This window comes from Bacteroidota bacterium (genome assembly GCA_038746285.1).
GTDB lineage: Bacteria > Bacteroidota > Rhodothermia > Rhodothermales > JANQRZ01 > JANQRZ01.
In genome coordinates this window covers 1-15216 of record JBCDKT010000024.1, presented here as the reverse complement: position 1 = coordinate 15216, position 15216 = coordinate 1, and the positions used below count along the sequence as shown (strand labels likewise).

12 protein-coding genes and 1 pseudogene are annotated in these 15216 nt (G+C 68.8%); 5 read left to right on the top strand and 8 right to left on the bottom strand.

Features of this window, described 5'->3' with window-relative positions; all coding sequences use genetic code 11:
- Positions 1-140: 140 nt before the first annotated feature.
- From AAGI91_09415 to AAGI91_09385, 7 genes are all read right to left on the bottom strand, one after another.
- A complete protein-coding gene (locus tag AAGI91_09415) occupies positions 141-1613 on the bottom strand; it encodes a DUF92 domain-containing protein (GenBank protein MEM1042835.1) in 1473 nt (490 codons plus the stop codon).
- A 147-nt stretch (positions 1614-1760) separates the two neighbouring features.
- A complete protein-coding gene (gene porV, locus AAGI91_09410; GenBank protein MEM1042834.1) occupies positions 1761-3026 on the bottom strand; it encodes a type IX secretion system outer membrane channel protein PorV in 1266 nt (421 codons plus the stop codon).
- Positions 3027-3184: 158 nt separating this feature from the next.
- Entirely contained in the window at positions 3185-7300 is a 4116-nt protein-coding gene (porU, locus tag AAGI91_09405) for a type IX secretion system sortase PorU (GenBank protein MEM1042833.1), read from the bottom strand.
- Positions 7301-7612: 312 nt separating this feature from the next.
- Positions 7613-8623 carry a hypothetical protein gene (locus tag AAGI91_09400; protein ID MEM1042832.1) on the bottom strand — a complete coding sequence of 337 codons (1011 nt, stop codon included), beginning with the start codon at positions 8621-8623 and terminating at the stop codon, positions 7613-7615.
- Positions 8624-8813: 190 nt separating this feature from the next.
- On the bottom strand, positions 8814-9095 hold the full coding sequence (locus tag AAGI91_09395; GenBank protein ID MEM1042831.1) for a histidine kinase dimerization/phospho-acceptor domain-containing protein: 282 nt from the start codon (positions 9093-9095) through the stop codon (positions 8814-8816).
- 378 nt (positions 9096-9473) lie between these two features.
- Positions 9474-10325, bottom strand: coding sequence for an MBL fold metallo-hydrolase (locus tag AAGI91_09390; protein ID MEM1042830.1), 852 nt, complete (start codon positions 10323-10325; stop codon positions 9474-9476).
- A gap of 105 nt (positions 10326-10430) precedes the next feature.
- A complete protein-coding gene (locus tag AAGI91_09385) occupies positions 10431-11096 on the bottom strand; it encodes a fumarylacetoacetate hydrolase family protein (GenBank protein ID MEM1042829.1) in 666 nt (221 codons plus the stop codon).
- A 239-nt stretch (positions 11097-11335) separates the two neighbouring features.
- On the opposite strand from AAGI91_09385, the gene rplU reads away from it, so the two are divergent.
- From rplU to AAGI91_09370, 3 genes and pseudogenes are all read left to right on the top strand, one after another.
- Positions 11336-11656, top strand: a complete 321-nt coding sequence (gene rplU / locus AAGI91_09380; protein MEM1042828.1) for a 50S ribosomal protein L21 — start codon at positions 11336-11338, stop codon at positions 11654-11656.
- Between the two features lie 27 nt (positions 11657-11683).
- The gene (gene rpmA / locus AAGI91_09375; protein MEM1042827.1) at positions 11684-11938 is read left to right on the top strand and encodes a 50S ribosomal protein L27; all 255 of its coding nucleotides are present in this window, start codon (positions 11684-11686) and stop codon (positions 11936-11938) included.
- 153 nt (positions 11939-12091) lie between these two features.
- A pseudogene (locus AAGI91_09370) lies at positions 12092-13263 on the top strand (IS3 family transposase).
- Between the two features lie 42 nt (positions 13264-13305).
- On the opposite strand, the gene AAGI91_09365 reads toward AAGI91_09370, so the two are convergent.
- On the bottom strand, positions 13306-14040 hold the full coding sequence (locus AAGI91_09365) for a hypothetical protein (GenBank protein MEM1042826.1): 735 nt from the start codon (positions 14038-14040) through the stop codon (positions 13306-13308).
- Positions 14041-14257: 217 nt separating this feature from the next.
- Between AAGI91_09365 and AAGI91_09360 the strand changes: the two genes are divergently transcribed.
- Together AAGI91_09360 and AAGI91_09355 are read left to right on the top strand one after the other, a co-directional pair.
- A complete protein-coding gene (locus AAGI91_09360; GenBank protein MEM1042825.1) occupies positions 14258-14527 on the top strand; it encodes a hypothetical protein in 270 nt (89 codons plus the stop codon).
- A 26-nt stretch (positions 14528-14553) separates the two neighbouring features.
- Positions 14554-15132, top strand: coding sequence for a YdeI/OmpD-associated family protein (locus AAGI91_09355; GenBank protein ID MEM1042824.1), 579 nt, complete (start codon positions 14554-14556; stop codon positions 15130-15132).
- The last annotated feature ends 84 nt before the right edge of the window (positions 15133-15216 follow it).

Sequence of the window (15216 nt, the reverse complement as noted above, 5' to 3'; positions counted from 1 at the left end):
ACCAGAAAGTACGGAAGACGACGGGCGGGGGACAGAGGACGGTGGACGGAAGACAGAGGACAGATCGTGCCCCTGTCGATCGTGCCCCTGTCGTAGGGGCGAACGGCGTTCGCCCTGCCGGTGGCACCCGTCGCCGGACTTCATCCGAACAACGCAGCACCCGAGGCCGCCAGTGCGCCACCGGCGAGCGTGCAGGCGAGATTGACCCGGTCGTTCGTGATCCAGCGCCAGCCGCGCACGAGGCCGTTCCCCTGCGCCCGCTCGGTGAGACTGCCGTCGGGGGCGCGGTAGAGCGCCTGCACCGTTGCCCCGATGAGGCTGTCCACGAGCGACGCCGCGAGGCCACCCCCGACCACGACCGCCGCCGCCGCGCCGGTGCCGACGGTGGCGAGGTAGGCCCCCGCCACCGGCACCGCGCTGAGGAACACGACCCCAGCGCCGGCGAGCGCCCCGAGCGTGCCGGCGACCGAGACGCCGCCCGACCGGCCCGGCGGCACCCGCTGCCCGCTCCACAGGAGCCGCGTCGGACCGCCGACGAACGTGCCGATCTCGGTCCCCCATGTGTCGGCGGCGGCGGCGGCGAAGGCCCCGACGTAGCCCCAGTAGAGCGCGTCACTCGGCGCGAAGACGTGGGCCACGAGCAGCGCCCACGCGACCCCGCCGTTGGCGTAGACCTGTCCAGCGTCGCGGCGGCTGCCCTTGTCGTCGCCCGCCGCCGCGAGCGCCTTGCGCCGCCGGCCGAGCTTGGAGAGCAGGCTGGAGAGCACGAAGAACGTAGCCCCCGGCACCACCCACGCCGGGCCGAGCGCGAGCACCGAGACCGCGAGCCCCGTCGCCGCGAGCGCCCCGGACCCGTCGAGGAACCGCACGGCGAACGCCGCGCTCCCGAACCCGGCCGCGACCAGCAGCACGAGCGCCAACTGCGCCGCTGCACCGGGATCGCCGTGCAGCACGGTGAGCGCGACCACGACCGCGACGACGATGAAGAAGTTGTCCCACCCGCGCGTCGCCAGCAGCTCGGCCCCCGTCGCCAGCGCGGCGGCGACGAGGGCACCGGTGAGCAGCGAGACCGGCTCGGCACCGGGTCCGACGAGAGTGAGCGACCCTACTGTTGCTCCAAATGCTGTGACGAAGAACGCAGCGGACCCGGCCACCGATTTCGCGTTCTCCCCGATCCGAAACCGCCCTGGCCGCGCCAGGCGTGTCACGACGAGCGAGGCCACGGGGTCGGCAACCGCGAGGACGAAGAAGGCCGCCTGGAGGATGTAGATCCGCGAGGCGTCGAGCGTCCAGCAGGTCCACAGCGCGAAGAGGAGCGCGAGCGGAAACGTGACCGTCCCCCAGCTTCGGCGCTGGATGGCGTGCATCCCTGGAAACACGCGGCGCGGCACGGCCCATAGGTTAACGAGCACGAACGAGCCCGCGAGCACGTACACCCACGCCGGCTCCGCGAACCACCCCGGGCTCAGCCCGACCAGCACGCCCGTTGCTGCGTGCACGACGCGGCGCGACGACTCCGCAGGCCACCCGGCCTTCGCCCGAAGCGCCTCCCCCACCCCGACCGTCGCCAGCAGCCCCAGCCCGAAGAGCACGAACGCGGTGAAGTCGGCCATGGAAAACGTGGAACGTGGTGCGTGCTTCGCGGAGTGCTGCGCGGTCGTCCGCTCGCGGACAAGGTCGGACAGCGAGAGCATAAAAAGCGAGGGTGCCAGCAGCGTCGCCGCCGGCACCCTCGCACGTCACACTTCAAGCGTCGGCCGCTACCGCAGCACGTTGAGCAGGAGCGAGAACCGCAGCGTGTTCGCCAGCGGCGACTCCTCCTCGATCGGGTAGATGTAGGAGAAGTCCACGCCGATCAGGTTGTACCGGATGCCGGCCCCGAAGGTGAGGAACTTGCGGTTCCCGTTGGACGGGTCCTCGTAGAAGAAGCCCGTCCGAAAGGCGACGAGGTCGTTGTACCAGTATTCTAGTCCTGTCCCGACGGTGATCTGGCGCAGCACGCCCACGTCCTCGATGTCGCCGTTCGTGTCGCGCACCGGCACGGACTTCCAAGACGAGAAGATGGCCTCGTAGAACGGCTTCGCCCGGGCAGCGAGCTCGGGGTTGCCGTTCTCGTCAAACACGGGCTCGTCGTTCTCGTCGAGGACCTGAAACTGCTCGTAGTCGACGAGGGTCTTGTTGAAGTCGATGGCGAGGTTCAGCTTGTTGAACTCGTCGAGTTGGGCGCTGAAGGCACCGCCGAAGCGGAGGTTGGTCGGGAGCGGGTCGCCGCAGCTTTCGCCCGTGCGCTCGTTGCACTCGTTGGTGGTGTACTTCACCTTCGGCCCCATGTTGGCGAGGTTGAAGCCGAGGTTAGTCGTGACCGGGATGCTGCCGAGTTCGAACGGCTTGAACGTGTAGAGCGCCGCGAGGTCGAGGCCGACGGAGACGCCGGCTTTGGTCTGGGTCTCCCCCGGCTGGCCCTGCCCGAGCGTGACGCCGCCGGCGAGGTTGGAGTAGATCAGGCGCAGGCCCGTGCCGAGGGCGAGGCCGCGCGTCACCTGCCGGGCGTACGAGAGGCCGGTGTTCAGCTCGTACGAGCGGAAGGTCCCGAGGTCCTCGTTGTTCGGTCCCCGGAACTCCTGCTCGCCGAGGTTGAAGAAGGTGATGTTACCCCCGAACGTCCCAATGCCCTCGAGGTGGTACTTGCCGGCGAGGTACTCGTAGAAGAGGTCCGACGTGATGGCCGGGAGCCAGTTCGAGTGCGTGATCGACACCTCGGCCCCGCGCTGCCGGGCCAGACCGGCCGGGTTCCAGAAGACGGCGCTCGCGTTGTCGGCGAGGCCGACGCCGGCGTTGCCCATGCCGGCCGCCCGGCTGTCCGGCTCGATCATGAGGAAGGGCACGGCCGTCGTGTAGACGATGTTGCTTCCCTGGCCGATGGAGTTGTTTCCGTCGTCCTGTGCCTGGACGCCGGACCCGAAGATCAGGGCAGGCAGGAGCGCGAGCAGGACGCGGCGCGCCGTGCGGAAGGATAGCGTGGTCATAGGTTCTGGTTTCGGACGAGAGAAGGAAACGGCGTGCCGGGGCACGCGGGCGCGCAGTGGGCGGGCTCTAGGGTACGGAGGGCGCGACGGGGAGGCCATGTGTTCTACGTTTTTGCACACTCGGGCGGGCCGCCCAGGTCAAACGGGCGAGGCCGGGGTCATCGTATCACCGCGAGGCGCTCGATGCGCTCGGAGACCTGCGTCTCGCCGTCCGGGCGTTCCACCTCCACGCGGACCCGGTAGAGGTAGATGCCGGTGGCGAGCGTGTCGAAGTCCTCGTCGCGCCCGTCCCAGGGAATCTGTACGACGGAGCCGCTCAGCACGCCGGTGGCGAGCGTCTCCTGGGCGTCGAGCGTGCGGACCGGCCGGCCGGACAGGGTGTAGATGCGAAGCTGGATGCGGGCCACCGTCCCCGGCGGCTGGTTGTGCTCGAAGACGAAGCGCGTCGGCCCGTTCGTCGGGTTGGGGTAGTTGTAGACGTTGCGGAGCACGAGCTCGCCGTCGGCCTCGACGAAGTAGTCGAGGCTGACCGTGGCGGAGTTGTTGGCCACGTCCCAGGCGCGGAGCGTGAGCGTGTGCGGCCCTGGGGCCTGCTCGGGCAGCTCGAACTCGACGGTGCCGCTTTGGAAGGAGTCGAGGTCGCCGCGGTAGAAGCGGCCGATGTCGACGGCGTCCTGCTCGGCCCCGTCGATCGTCAGCAGGAGGTCGTGGCCGACGCCGGCCCCGACGGTGTTGATCCCGTTCTGGTCGAACAGCTTGGCGATCAGCACCGGCGTCGTCCCGACGAGGCCGCCGGGCACGAACGTCGTGTCGTTCATGAACAGGTCGACGCGCGGCGGCTCGTTGTCCTGGATCGGGTTGGCGGCCGTCCCGCCAACGACGAAGCCTTCGCTGGCTCCGAAGCCGTCGCGGCCCGAGCCGTCGGTGGCGTAGACTGAGATGCGGCCCGGCGCGTCGGAGTACGAGATGTCGCGGGGGACGACGAAGCGGATAGTCCACGCCCCGTCGCGGACCGTCGCCCGGCCCCGGTAGATGAGGTCGCTCCGGACCTGCACGGTTCCGCTGGGGATGTAGTTGACCGCGTCCTCCGGCAGCGCCACCGTCCGCTCGGCGTCGAAGACGGCGACCTCGACCTCGCCGTTGTAGCCCGTATCGCGGGTGCCGTCGAAGCCCAGCACTTCGCCCGTGACCTCGGCCTCTTCGAGGGCGCGCAGTTCGGGGAGCCCACCCCGCGCGAGGGTGGCAGGTGCCGCGTCGCCGGCCGTCGCCAGGGTGGGCGCGCCGGCCGGTGCTGCGGAAGGCGCGACGGTGTCCCGCGGCCCGCGCTCACCGACGGGCTGCCCGTTGACGGTCGTGACGCTGATGGGGCGCTCCGGCAGTTGGACTCGCATCGCCGGATCGCCGAGGAAAACGAACTTGCGGCTGTTGACGGTCGCCCCAGGGTTGGTGCGCTTGGTCAGGCGATAGACATCGCCCAGCCGCCGCGGGGTGCCGTCCTCCTCCCGGCTCAGCATGAACTCCAGCAGCACGCGGTTGAGCCCGAGGTTGTTGTTGTTGGGGTCACTGCCCGTAAAGACGAGACGCGTCGTCGTGAGCACGGCCGCCGCGCCGCCGCCAGCGTTCAGGAGGAGTTCCTCACCCCCGCTCTGGTCGCTGATCACGTCGTAGCGCCCGAACGAGCACGTCGCGGTCACGGCAATTGGGAGTCGGTCGGCGTTGTCTAGCTCGATGATTTCTTCTTTGGTGAGCAGCTTCTCGTCGGCCAGGGCGCCGGAGCCGCCGTGCCCGCTGTAGTTCCAGACGAGCGTACCCTCGTCGAAGCTGCGCCGGATGTCGGCCTGCGCCTCGGGGTAGCGCGCGCCGAGAGCCGTCTGCACGCGCGGGTAGGTCATCGCATAGATTTTCTGGACGTTCAGGTCCGGCGCGACGGCGTTGACCGTGTCCGCCAGGAGCTCGCCGTTCTGGACGTGGAGGTCGTCGTCCCAGTCGTTCGGCTCCTGGTCGTCGGCCACGAAGGTGACGCGGGTGCGCCACGCGCCGCGCGTCGCCGGGTCCTCGTAGCGCTTGACCTTTTCCACCATCTGCATCGCCGCCGTCGCCGTGCGCACAGGAAAGCGCCCGATCCCGATGTCCAGCCGCTCGCTCGTCGAGCTCCAGAGGCCCTCCTCGGCGTCGAGGAGGCCGAAGTAGTCGTCGCTGGTGTACGACCGGATGCGGTCGAACGAGTTCTCGGTCTGGTAGGTCAGGACCCAGTTGTTCTGGTCGCCGCCGGGCCGGATGCCGCGGAAGTCGAAGTGCCCGTCGCCCAAGAGGAGCACGTAGCGGAGAAGCTGTTCGTCGGTCTCGGCGCGGTCGTAGAGGAAGCGGAAGTAGTCCCGCATCGCCCGCATGTCCTGGAGCCCGCCGGAGAACTCGTTGTAGATCTGCGCGACGTCCACGACGAGGGGGCGCAGCCCGTCCTGGGCCCGGTACGCTGCAATCTCGTCGGCGGCCTCCCGGAACGCGGTCGGCGCGACGATCACGTAGTCGGGGAAGCCGCCGACGGCGTGGAGGTTCTGGTTCGGCACGGCCTCGGGCGAGGCCAGGGTGCGGACCGCCGCGCTCGCGGTCGTGAAGGCGACGAGTTCGCGCGGGCGCTCGGAGTCGGTAGCCTCGACCTGCACGCGGTAGCTCCCGCCGTCGGAGCGCACGCCGAGGCGGCGGACGGCCTCGGGGTCGGTGACGTCCCAGACCTGGGGTTCGGCGGAGAACCCGGCCAGGACGAACTCGAACACCCCGGCCTGACCGCCCGGCGTGTGGAAGCGGAGGTAGTCGCGCTCGGCCCGGAGCGCCTTCGGGTAGAAGGCCTCGACGTAGTCGATCCAGCCCTGCGTGCTGCTCGCGCCGAGCCGCATCTCCAGCCGCAGCCGCGCGCCCTCGGCCACCACCTGCTCGAAGGTCCGGGTCCGGCTGCCGGCCAGGAGGCCGATGCTGTTGGCGGTGATCGTGCCCAGCTCTTGGCCGCCGCTCTGGAAGACGAGCGAGGACGAGCGGCTGCTCGTGGCGACGCGCGTCCGGTACGCCACCGTGCCCGCCGCGATGCCCGCCGGTAGCGTGTCGAGCACGACCGTCGAGGGCCGCGCCGAGGCCACCTCCGCGCCCAGCCAGTCCAGGCCGGAGCCGCCGCCGTCGCGGTCGATCATGCCGTCGGGCAGGTCGCGCTCCTCGAAGGTGCGCCCCGTGATCTGGCTGAGCACCGTCGCGCCCGCGAGCCCAGCGAACCCAGGGTTGCCGACCCGCTGCCCGCCACCGTCGACGCGGATGAAATAGGCGTTTTCGTTCGAGAAGAGGTTGATCCAGTGCTCCCAGCCGAGGCCGTCGCGGTCCGCCGCCGTCTGGTTCCAGCGCCAGCCGTTCGGGGCGGCCCCGTAGAAGTACACCCCGTCGCCGCTATCGAACCGCCCGTCGCCTCCGCCGACGACGAACGAGGCGTTCTCGGCGAGGTCGGCGATGCGCGCGGCGCTGTTGAGGGCCGGCACAGGCGCGCCGCCGTTGCCGAAGACCGCCACGTTGTTCGGGTCGATGGCGTCGGGCGAGAGCCCGGCCTCGCTGAGCAAGGCCCGGTCGATCCGGTAGATGCCTTCCTGCGTCACCGGCACCTTGATCCACGTCCCCGACGCCAGCGCGCTCTGGCCCACGTTGAGGTGCGGGTTGTCTACCGGGCTAAGCCGGCTGGCCGCTGCGAACGGACGCGCTGAGCGCGCCGCCGGGAAGCGCACCGCCGCCCGGATCCGCCGGTAGCGGCGTAGCGTGCCGCGCTCCGGGTCGTAGCGCAGGAGGCGGGCGACAAACGTCCCGGCCGGCCGCCGCCGTTCCATCCCGAGCGCCGTCACCTCCGCCACCGGCCCGACGAGCCCGTCGAGCGCCGCATCGTCGCTTGGCGCAGCGTAGGTCACCTCGTCGTAGTCTGCCGCGAGCACCTCGACGGCCGGTTGGGCGAGCGACGGCAGGCTCAGGAACGCGGAGACGCTTCCGTCCCCTCGGGCGGCACGGAGCCGGGCGCTCGCCAGATCGTCCGAGGCGCGCACGGCGTCGGCCAGCGGCTCCGGCCAGTCCACGCGCACCTCGTACACGATGCGCTGATCGGTCTGCTCCACCACGCGGAGCGCAGGCGTCTGCTCGGGCTGCGACGCGCTGCCAAGCTGCGGCGCAAAGGCTACCTGTGCCTGCACCGGAGGCACGCCCGCCCCCACCGCGCCGCTGAAGAGGGCGATCCAGAGCGAGAGCGCCAGCAAGCCTGGCCTATCGGAAAAGCAGGAAAGTCGCACGGTGCTAACCTACAAGGGTAGAAAGAGCGTCAGCAGGAGACAACCAGCGCGTGCCGGTTACCGGGAGTAGCACCTTGCTTCGATAGGCAGGTCTCGGGTCGGGGTCCGGAGGAAAGGTGAGCGGACGTTTCCGTTGCGGGCTGCAAATATAGGGCTAGTGCGAGGTGGGCACAAGGGCAGACCGGCTCCCCCAGTGTTCACGTTTTGCTCACGCGAGGGTTAACCAAAACGGAGCCGCCCCCGAGGGAGCGACTCCGCTGCGGAGGCGCGGCGTCTCGGCTAGCTGTTGATGTTCCGGTGGATCGCCTGCCGCGTCAGCCCGATCCGCTCCCCGAGCTGCGAGCGGTTGTCGATGCCGGGGATCCCGACGAAGCCGTTGACGAGACTCGTGAGGTACTCCTGGCGCAGCTTCGTGATCGGCACCGGACCGAGGATCTTCGCTATGTCGAGCTCTTCCAGTTCGGTCTGGCAGGCGTGCGTCTCGCGCTCCAGGCCCTCAGTGATCGAGTTCCACACGGGGATCGAGGCGAAGATGACGCGGGCCTGCTCGTAGTACTCCAGCGCGAGGCCGTAGAACTTGAACTCGCGGTGGTAGACGTTGGCCAGGGCGCGGAGCACAAGGCCCTGCTCGCCGACGAGCTTGTTGCGGCACGCGAGCTCGTAGGCCTTCTGGAGGTCCTCCTCGCCCTCGGCGCGCTGCCCGTTCTTGATCTGGATCACGCCCTTGCCGAGCAGCGCCTTCGGGATGTACTCGACGTAGCCGTTGCGGCGGCTGAGGTTGTAGACGCGGTTGTACGCCTCGACGGCGTCCTCCACGGCGTCCTCCTCGGCTGCGGCGTCCGCCTTCTGCAGCAGCACCGCGATCTCCCAGGACCGGACGCCGAGGCGGCGGGCCTCCTCCTTGACGCGGTCGAAGTACTGTTCCGCCGCAGCGGGGGAGCCCAGCCGGTGGCGCATCAGCCAGCCGAGCCGGTAGTCCAGCACGACGGTCTGGTAGGCGCTGTGGGGCTCGATGAAAGCGAGCTCGGTCTTGACGCGCTCGATCGGCGCGTCGCGGAGGCACCGGACGGCCTGGAGCTGGACGTGCGTGCGGCCCACGGCGTCGAGGTCGGCTTCCTTTAGGAGTTCGTTGAACTCGAGAAAGGCATCATATACCCGCGCCTCCTCCATTGCTCGAACAGCACGATTCCATCGGTCCTGGTAGGCGTCCGAGAGGTGCGCACCGAGATATTCACCGGCTATCTCGATGTGCTCGCGCTCGTGCGCGGGGACCATGGGTACAGAGGGCATATCAGTTAGGGATTGCTTGGGGATGGGACGGCAAGCAACCCTCGAACGTGCGGCGAGTGCGCAATCCTGCCTGCGCCACGCGCGAGGGAATACACCCTAATTATCGGATTTCCGCTGCGGCCCCTTAAACAGGTTGCCGTAAAAATCCAGCGCCAAAGCCGGCTCGTTTGTACCGGCGGCAGCCTCCTTTCTACATCCCGTCTCCGCTCACGTTGCGGGGGCGGATTTCGCCCCGCACGTCCCGCAGCCGGTCCAGTTCGGACGCCAGGCGCTGGCTGGCTTCTTCGATGTTCTGAAGATACCCCACGACCTCCGAGTCGAGCCCTTTGGACTCGGCCAGTTCCACCAGCAACTGCGCGTGGCCCGAGACAACCGCGAGCGGGTTGTTGATCCCGTGCACGACCTGGGACAGGTTCGTCACCAGGTTCTCGTAGAGCGCGTCCCGGTTGTCTACCATGCGGTTGTCTACCATGAGGTGGAGAGGACCAGGAGCGAGGGAATCCGCCGACGTGTTCGAATGCGGGGTGCGCGGGTGTAGCCGCGAGGTGGGGTCGGTCATAGAGAGATGCAGAGAGAAGTGGTGGGTCGGGAGAAGAGGCCCCCGGTGAGCCCGTGGAGGCAGACGGCTTTACGACCCTGTGAGCCAGTCGCAAATGTAAGGGCTTTCAGGTTACCATGCATATCGGCGAGGGGATTTTTTCCGAACACGGACAGAGGACCCCACGCACGGCCCGCTGCATGCACCGTGCGATGGTGCTCGAGCCCAGGATCAAAGGCTGTGCCAGCCCCCGCGGCCTGCGCGCCGCCGGTGGCTCCCTGAGCCCGACTGCACCTCTGTCCCGCCGGAACGTCACCCTGCAAGCGCGCCCGACGCACCTATTGCCTCGAAGCCGCGCGCTCCCTTCTGGACGCGTGCCGTGGCGATTTCGGTGTCGTGCTCGAAGAAGAGAAGCCACTCTTCCTGAGCGGCCTGCTCCAGCAGCGAGGTCTTTTCGGCAAGGGTGTCGAGCGGGGCGATGTCGTAGGCCATCACCCAGAGCGGCGGAAGATGCGCCGCTGTCGGGATGAGGTCGGCCACGAAAACGAGCGTCTGCTCGGCGTCGCTGAGCTTGAGCAGTTGCTGTCCCCGGGTGTGCCCGTTGACCACGAGCGCGTCGATGCCGGGGACCACCGGGCCCGGTCCGTCAGCAAGCCGGAGTTGGCCGGAGGCCTCCAGCGGGTCGAGGTTCTCGGGGAGAAACGAGGCTCCTTCGCGCGGGCTGCGGTGGGCCCAGTCCCAGTGGTCACGCTGGACGTGAAACGTGGCATTCGGAAACGCCACGCGGAGCGAGCCGCTAGCGTCGCGGACCGTCGAGCCGCCGCAGTGGTCGAAGTGGAGGTGGGTCAGGATGACGTCGGTGACCTCGTCCGCGCCGAACCCGGCAGCCGCGAGCGAGCCGTGCAGCTCCGACGATTCGCGGTCCACGGCGTAGATGTCGCCGAACTTGGCGTCGTATTTATCGCCGACCCCGTTGTCGATGAGGACGAGCCGGCCGTCGCCTTCGAGGAGGAGGCACCGCATGGCGAGCGGGATCCGGTTGCGGCCGTCGGCCGGGATGCGGCGCTCCCAGAGCGGCTTCGGCACGATGCCGAACATCGCCCCGCCGTCGAGGCCGAGCCGGCCGGCGTGGATTTCGTGCAGCGTGTAGTCGCCGATTTTCATAGCGGAAGACAGTGGACGGTGAGACGGTGGACGGTGAGACGGAGGCGCGTTGTGCGGCAGCCTCGGTAGCTTTGTGGGTTTTGCTTGCGACAGCCGACAGCCGACTCACCCGTTGACTGTGATGCGGAGCGGAGCCAGGCCGCTACTCGTCGCCTCCAGCACGTCGCCGGGAGCGACGGGGCCGACGCCTTCGGGAGTGCCGGTGTAGACCACGTCGCCGGGTTCCAGGGTGAAGATGCGCGAGAGGTAGGCCACGAGGACGCGGACGGGAAAGATCATGTCTGACGCCCGGCCGCTCTGCCGGACCTCTCCGTTGAGGGTGAGCTGGAGGTCGAGCGCCTGCGGGTCCGGGACCTCGGACGCGGCCGTGAGCGGACCGAGCGGAGCGAACGTGTCGAAGCCCTTCGCTACGGCCCAGGGCTTGTTGGCCGCCTTCGCCAGGCGCTGCAGGTCGCGCGCCGTCATGTCGAGCCCGAGCGCGTAGGCCCCGACGTGGCCGAGCGCCTTCTCCTCCGGGATGTTCTTCCCGCCCCGCCCGATCACCGCCACGAGTTCGACCTCGTGGTGCACCTCGTCCGACTGCGGAGGGATGCAGACCGTGCCGCCGGAGGCGACGAGCGCCGTGGACGGTTTCAGGAACACCACCGGCTCGGCCGGTGGGTCGGGCGCGTAGCCCATCTCGCGGGCGTGCTCGGCGTAGTTACGGCCGACGCAGAGCACCTTGCCGGGGGTGAGCGTGGGGCCCGAGGGCGGCAAGCTGAGCATGAACATCGGCAGCGCGGGAAGGCGGGAGAGGCAGCAAGGCCAGAGTACGCCGGGCCGCGATTCCGAATCGGGCCGGCCTGCGTCAAGCCTGTTTGAATTCCCCCATGCCCGGAGGGTCTGCGCAACGTCGGACTCGCCAGGCGGTACGCTCGTGCCGTAGTTTAGCTAGTCTTTGCCACCCGCGCCCCTCGGACGGCCTGCCGCACCTGGCCCGCCGCGCCGAGGGCTCCCAAGCCCGCACTCCCATGTACGCCATCGTTGACATCTCCGGCAAGCAGTTCAAGGTCCAGGAGAACACCACGCTCTACGCCCCGCGCCAGAAGGCCGCCGTCGGCGACACCCTTACCCTCGACCGGGTCCTCCTCGTCTCCGGAGACGACGTCCACATCGGTGCCCCGACCGTCGCCGGTGCCTCCGTCACGGCGACCGTCCTCGACCACGTCAAGGGCGACAAGGTGATCGTCTTCAAGAAAAAGCGCCGCAAGGGCTACCGCGTCAAGAACGGCCACCGCCAGCCCTACACGAAGCTCTCGATCGACGCCCTCAACCTCGACAGCAACAACTAGTCCGACCGACTCCAGACCCTCAGACTCATGGCACATAAGAAAGGCGTAGGCTCCTCCAAGAACGGCCGCGACTCGAACCCGCAGATGCTCGGCGTGAAGGTCTACGGCAGCCAGGCCATCACCGCCGGCTCGATCATCGTCCGCCAGCGCGGGACCAAGTTCCACCCCGGCCTCAACGTCGGGCGCGGCAACGACGACACGCTCTTTGCGAAGGTCAACGGCACCGTCCGCTTTGCCCGGGGTCGCCAGGACCGCAAGGTGGTCCACGTCGATCCGGCCTAGCTCGACCATCCGAGCGCACACTCAGAAGCCGCCCCAGGGTATCCGGGGCGGCTTTTTCTGTTTGACCCCGGTAGCAGCGCCAGTCACTAAGCGGTTCTGGAGTGAACCCGGTACGGTGGACGATCTTCCAGTCGTCCCCAGACCCGAGGTTCCATGCCCCGACACCGCCCCGCCTACCCGCCTGAGTTCCGCGAGCAGATCGTCGAGCTCCACCGCGCCGGACGCTCCCCGGCAGAGCTCGCCCGCGAGTTCGAGCCGACTCAGCAGACCATCCGTGTCTGGATCAAGCAGGCCGACCCGTCCGCACGGGCTTCTGCCGCTGAGACCGAGGAGCTGAAGCAGCTCCGCAAGGAGGTACGTAGACGCCAGCAAGAACGCGACATCCTGGCAAAAGCCGCGGCTTGGTTCGCTCGGGAGACCGACTCCGTGCCCAGAGAGCCTTCGAGTTCATGAGAGCGCATCAAGCCCACTTTCCTATCGCCGTCATGTGCCACGTCCTCGGGGTCTCCAGGGCGGGGTACTACGCATGGCTGACGCGCCCACCGTCAGCGCGGGCCGAGCGCGACGCCGAACTCACCAAGGCAATCCGGGCCTCTCACGCAGCCTCCGACGGCATCTACGGCGCTCCGCGTGTGCATGCCGACCTCCAAGCCGACGGCGTCCGCGTGGGCAAGAAGCGGGTGGCGCGGCTGATGCGAGAGGCCCGTCTCGTCGGGGTCAGCCGCCGACGAGGGCCGACGACGACCGTCCGCAGTAAACGCGCTCGCCATGCCCCCGGTCTCGTTGAGCGCGACTTCACGGCCGAAGGTCCCGACGCGCTCTGGGTGGCCGACATCACCTATGTGCCTACGGGGTCGGGCTTCCTCTACCTCGCTGTCGTACTCGACGCCTTCAGCCGCCGGGTCGTGGGTTGGGCGATGGCCGGACACCTCCGCACGGAGTTGGTGCTGGCCGCGCTCGACATGGCCGTGGCCCAGCGGCAGCCCGCCAGCGTCGTGCATCACTCGGATCACGGAAGTCAGTATGACCTGACCCCGGTAGCGCGGACACTCGGTGCCCGGTGCAAGGAGGCTGGGGTGCGCCCCTCGCTTGGCTCAGTCGGTGACTGCTACGACAACGCGCTGTGCGAGAGCTTCTTCGCCACGCTGGAATGCGAGCTGATCGAGCGTCGCCGGTTCACCACGAAAGCAGAGGTGCGGATGGCCGTGTTCCGCTTCATCGAGGGGTGATACAACCTCCGGTGCCGCCACTCCGCGCTCGGCTACGACTCACCCGTCACGCACGAGCAAAAGCACCACGAGGCGCTCGCCGCCTTATACTCCTGAACTGTCTACCAAAGCGGGTTCACTCCAAGCTCAGCACCAGAGCTAGAAGCCGATGCCGGTACCGAAGGTGACGAACGTGCCGTCGAGGTCGTCGCTCACGTCCTCGGTGCCGAGCGTGTCGGTCGCCCGAACGATGGAGAATGTCCCGATGAGGTTGATACCCCCAACGGGGAAGTAGGCGTCGGTGCGGAGCTTGGTGATCCGTCCGGTCAGGCCGCCCTCGCCGGTCGCGTAGCCGTAGCCGACGCCGTATGTCCCGAGGGCCAGCACCGTCACGGGACCGAACTGCGCGCCATAGGCCCCCTGAAGCCCGGCCATGCCGTAGCCAAAGGTGTCGGCCCCGCCTGTGATGCCGACGGAGCCCGCCGCGACGCCCCCGCCGAGGCTGCCGACAGGTGTGTTGAACATCACGCCGCCCTCAGCCGACGGAATCAAGACCCCTTCGAGGTAGACCCAACCGTCGCTGCCGGTCTCGACGCCGCTACGCTCCTCGGTCAGCCCGGAGCAGGCGTACACGAGGCAGGCAACGACCGCCATACCGCCCGATGCGTCCAGCCGCAGGTACCGGGCGCGGTTGCCGCTCCGCGAGATCGAGTCGAACGAGAAGCCGGGGACGATGGACGAGGAGCCGCCCGCCGTCACGTCCGGGCCGTACTCAACGGAGCCGGTCTGGATGACGAACGGGATGGAAACGGTCTTGACAGCGCTGGGCGGTGCGATCTGGGCCGCGGCCGGGGCTGCGACGAGCACGAGCGTGAGCAGGAATGCGCGGAGCATAGACGTAGTGGAAGGTGAACTGGAGAGAACAGGCCCAGAATAGCCGCTCGCGGGGAGGCCGCGCCATCGCCGGTTCGGGGGATTTTGCGGCTCCCACTACCCGGTTCCGGGTAGGCCGGCGCGCTCCGCGCGACGGGTGCTCGCTGCCCGTGCGCCGTGACGGACGCGCGTGGTACCTTGTCGCCGCTTTCGTCCCGCTCTCTTATCTCTTCATCCCATGGCCACGCCTCACCCTACCCCCTCCGAGCACCACCTCCCCGTCCGCGCCGACCACCACCGCCGTAAGTGGCAGTGGATGGCCCCCGCCGGGCTCCTCGGCGTCGGGCTCGGCGCCAGCGCCGTGGCCCGGGCTACGGTAAAGTGGGCCGACGGGCGACCCTACTTCTGGCACGGGACGTTCGCACTCTTCTGCCTCAACGCGAGCCTGAGCGTCTTCGCCGACGCGGTCAAGCACCGGGCGCTCTACGAGATGAAGACCGAGCGCTGAGCCACCGGCCCGCCTGCGCCGATCCGATGCTCAAGACCGAGAACTTCGAGCAGGTGCCCGTCGCCTCCGCGGACGACCTGCGGGCGTGGCTGGAGGTGCACCACGGGCAGCCCGACTCGGTCTGGATCGTGACGTTCAAGAAGCACGTCGGGGCGGCGTACGTCTCGCGCGAGGCTGTCCTCAACGAGTTGCTGTGCTTCGGCTGGGTCGACGGCATCCGCCGCAAGCTGGACGCGGACCGGACGATGCAGCTCGCCTCGCCGCGCCAGGCGCAGCACTGGGCCAAGAGCTACAAGGACCGTGCGGCTCGCCTCATCGCCGAGGGCCGGATGCGCCCGCCGGGCCTGGCCGCCATCGAAGCCTCGAAGGCGAGCGGTCTCTGGACCTTCATGGACGACGTCGACGCCCTCGTCAAGCCGGACGACCTGGAGGCGGCGCTGGCGACCCACTCCGAGGCGGCGAGGCACTTCGACGGCTTCCCGGCGTCGAGTCAGCGCTTCGTGCTCCGGTGGATCAAGCTCGCCAAGAAGCCCGAGACGCGCCGCAAGCGGATTGAGCGCGTCGCTGCCCTCGCCGCGCGCGGCGAGCGCCTGCCGGGCAGTTGAGCGGGTCTGCGCCGGGCTTCTCCCGTGAGAGAGGGTGCGCTTGCGGCGCGGAATGGGAGGAGCGGGAGGAAAGGAAGGGTTCGG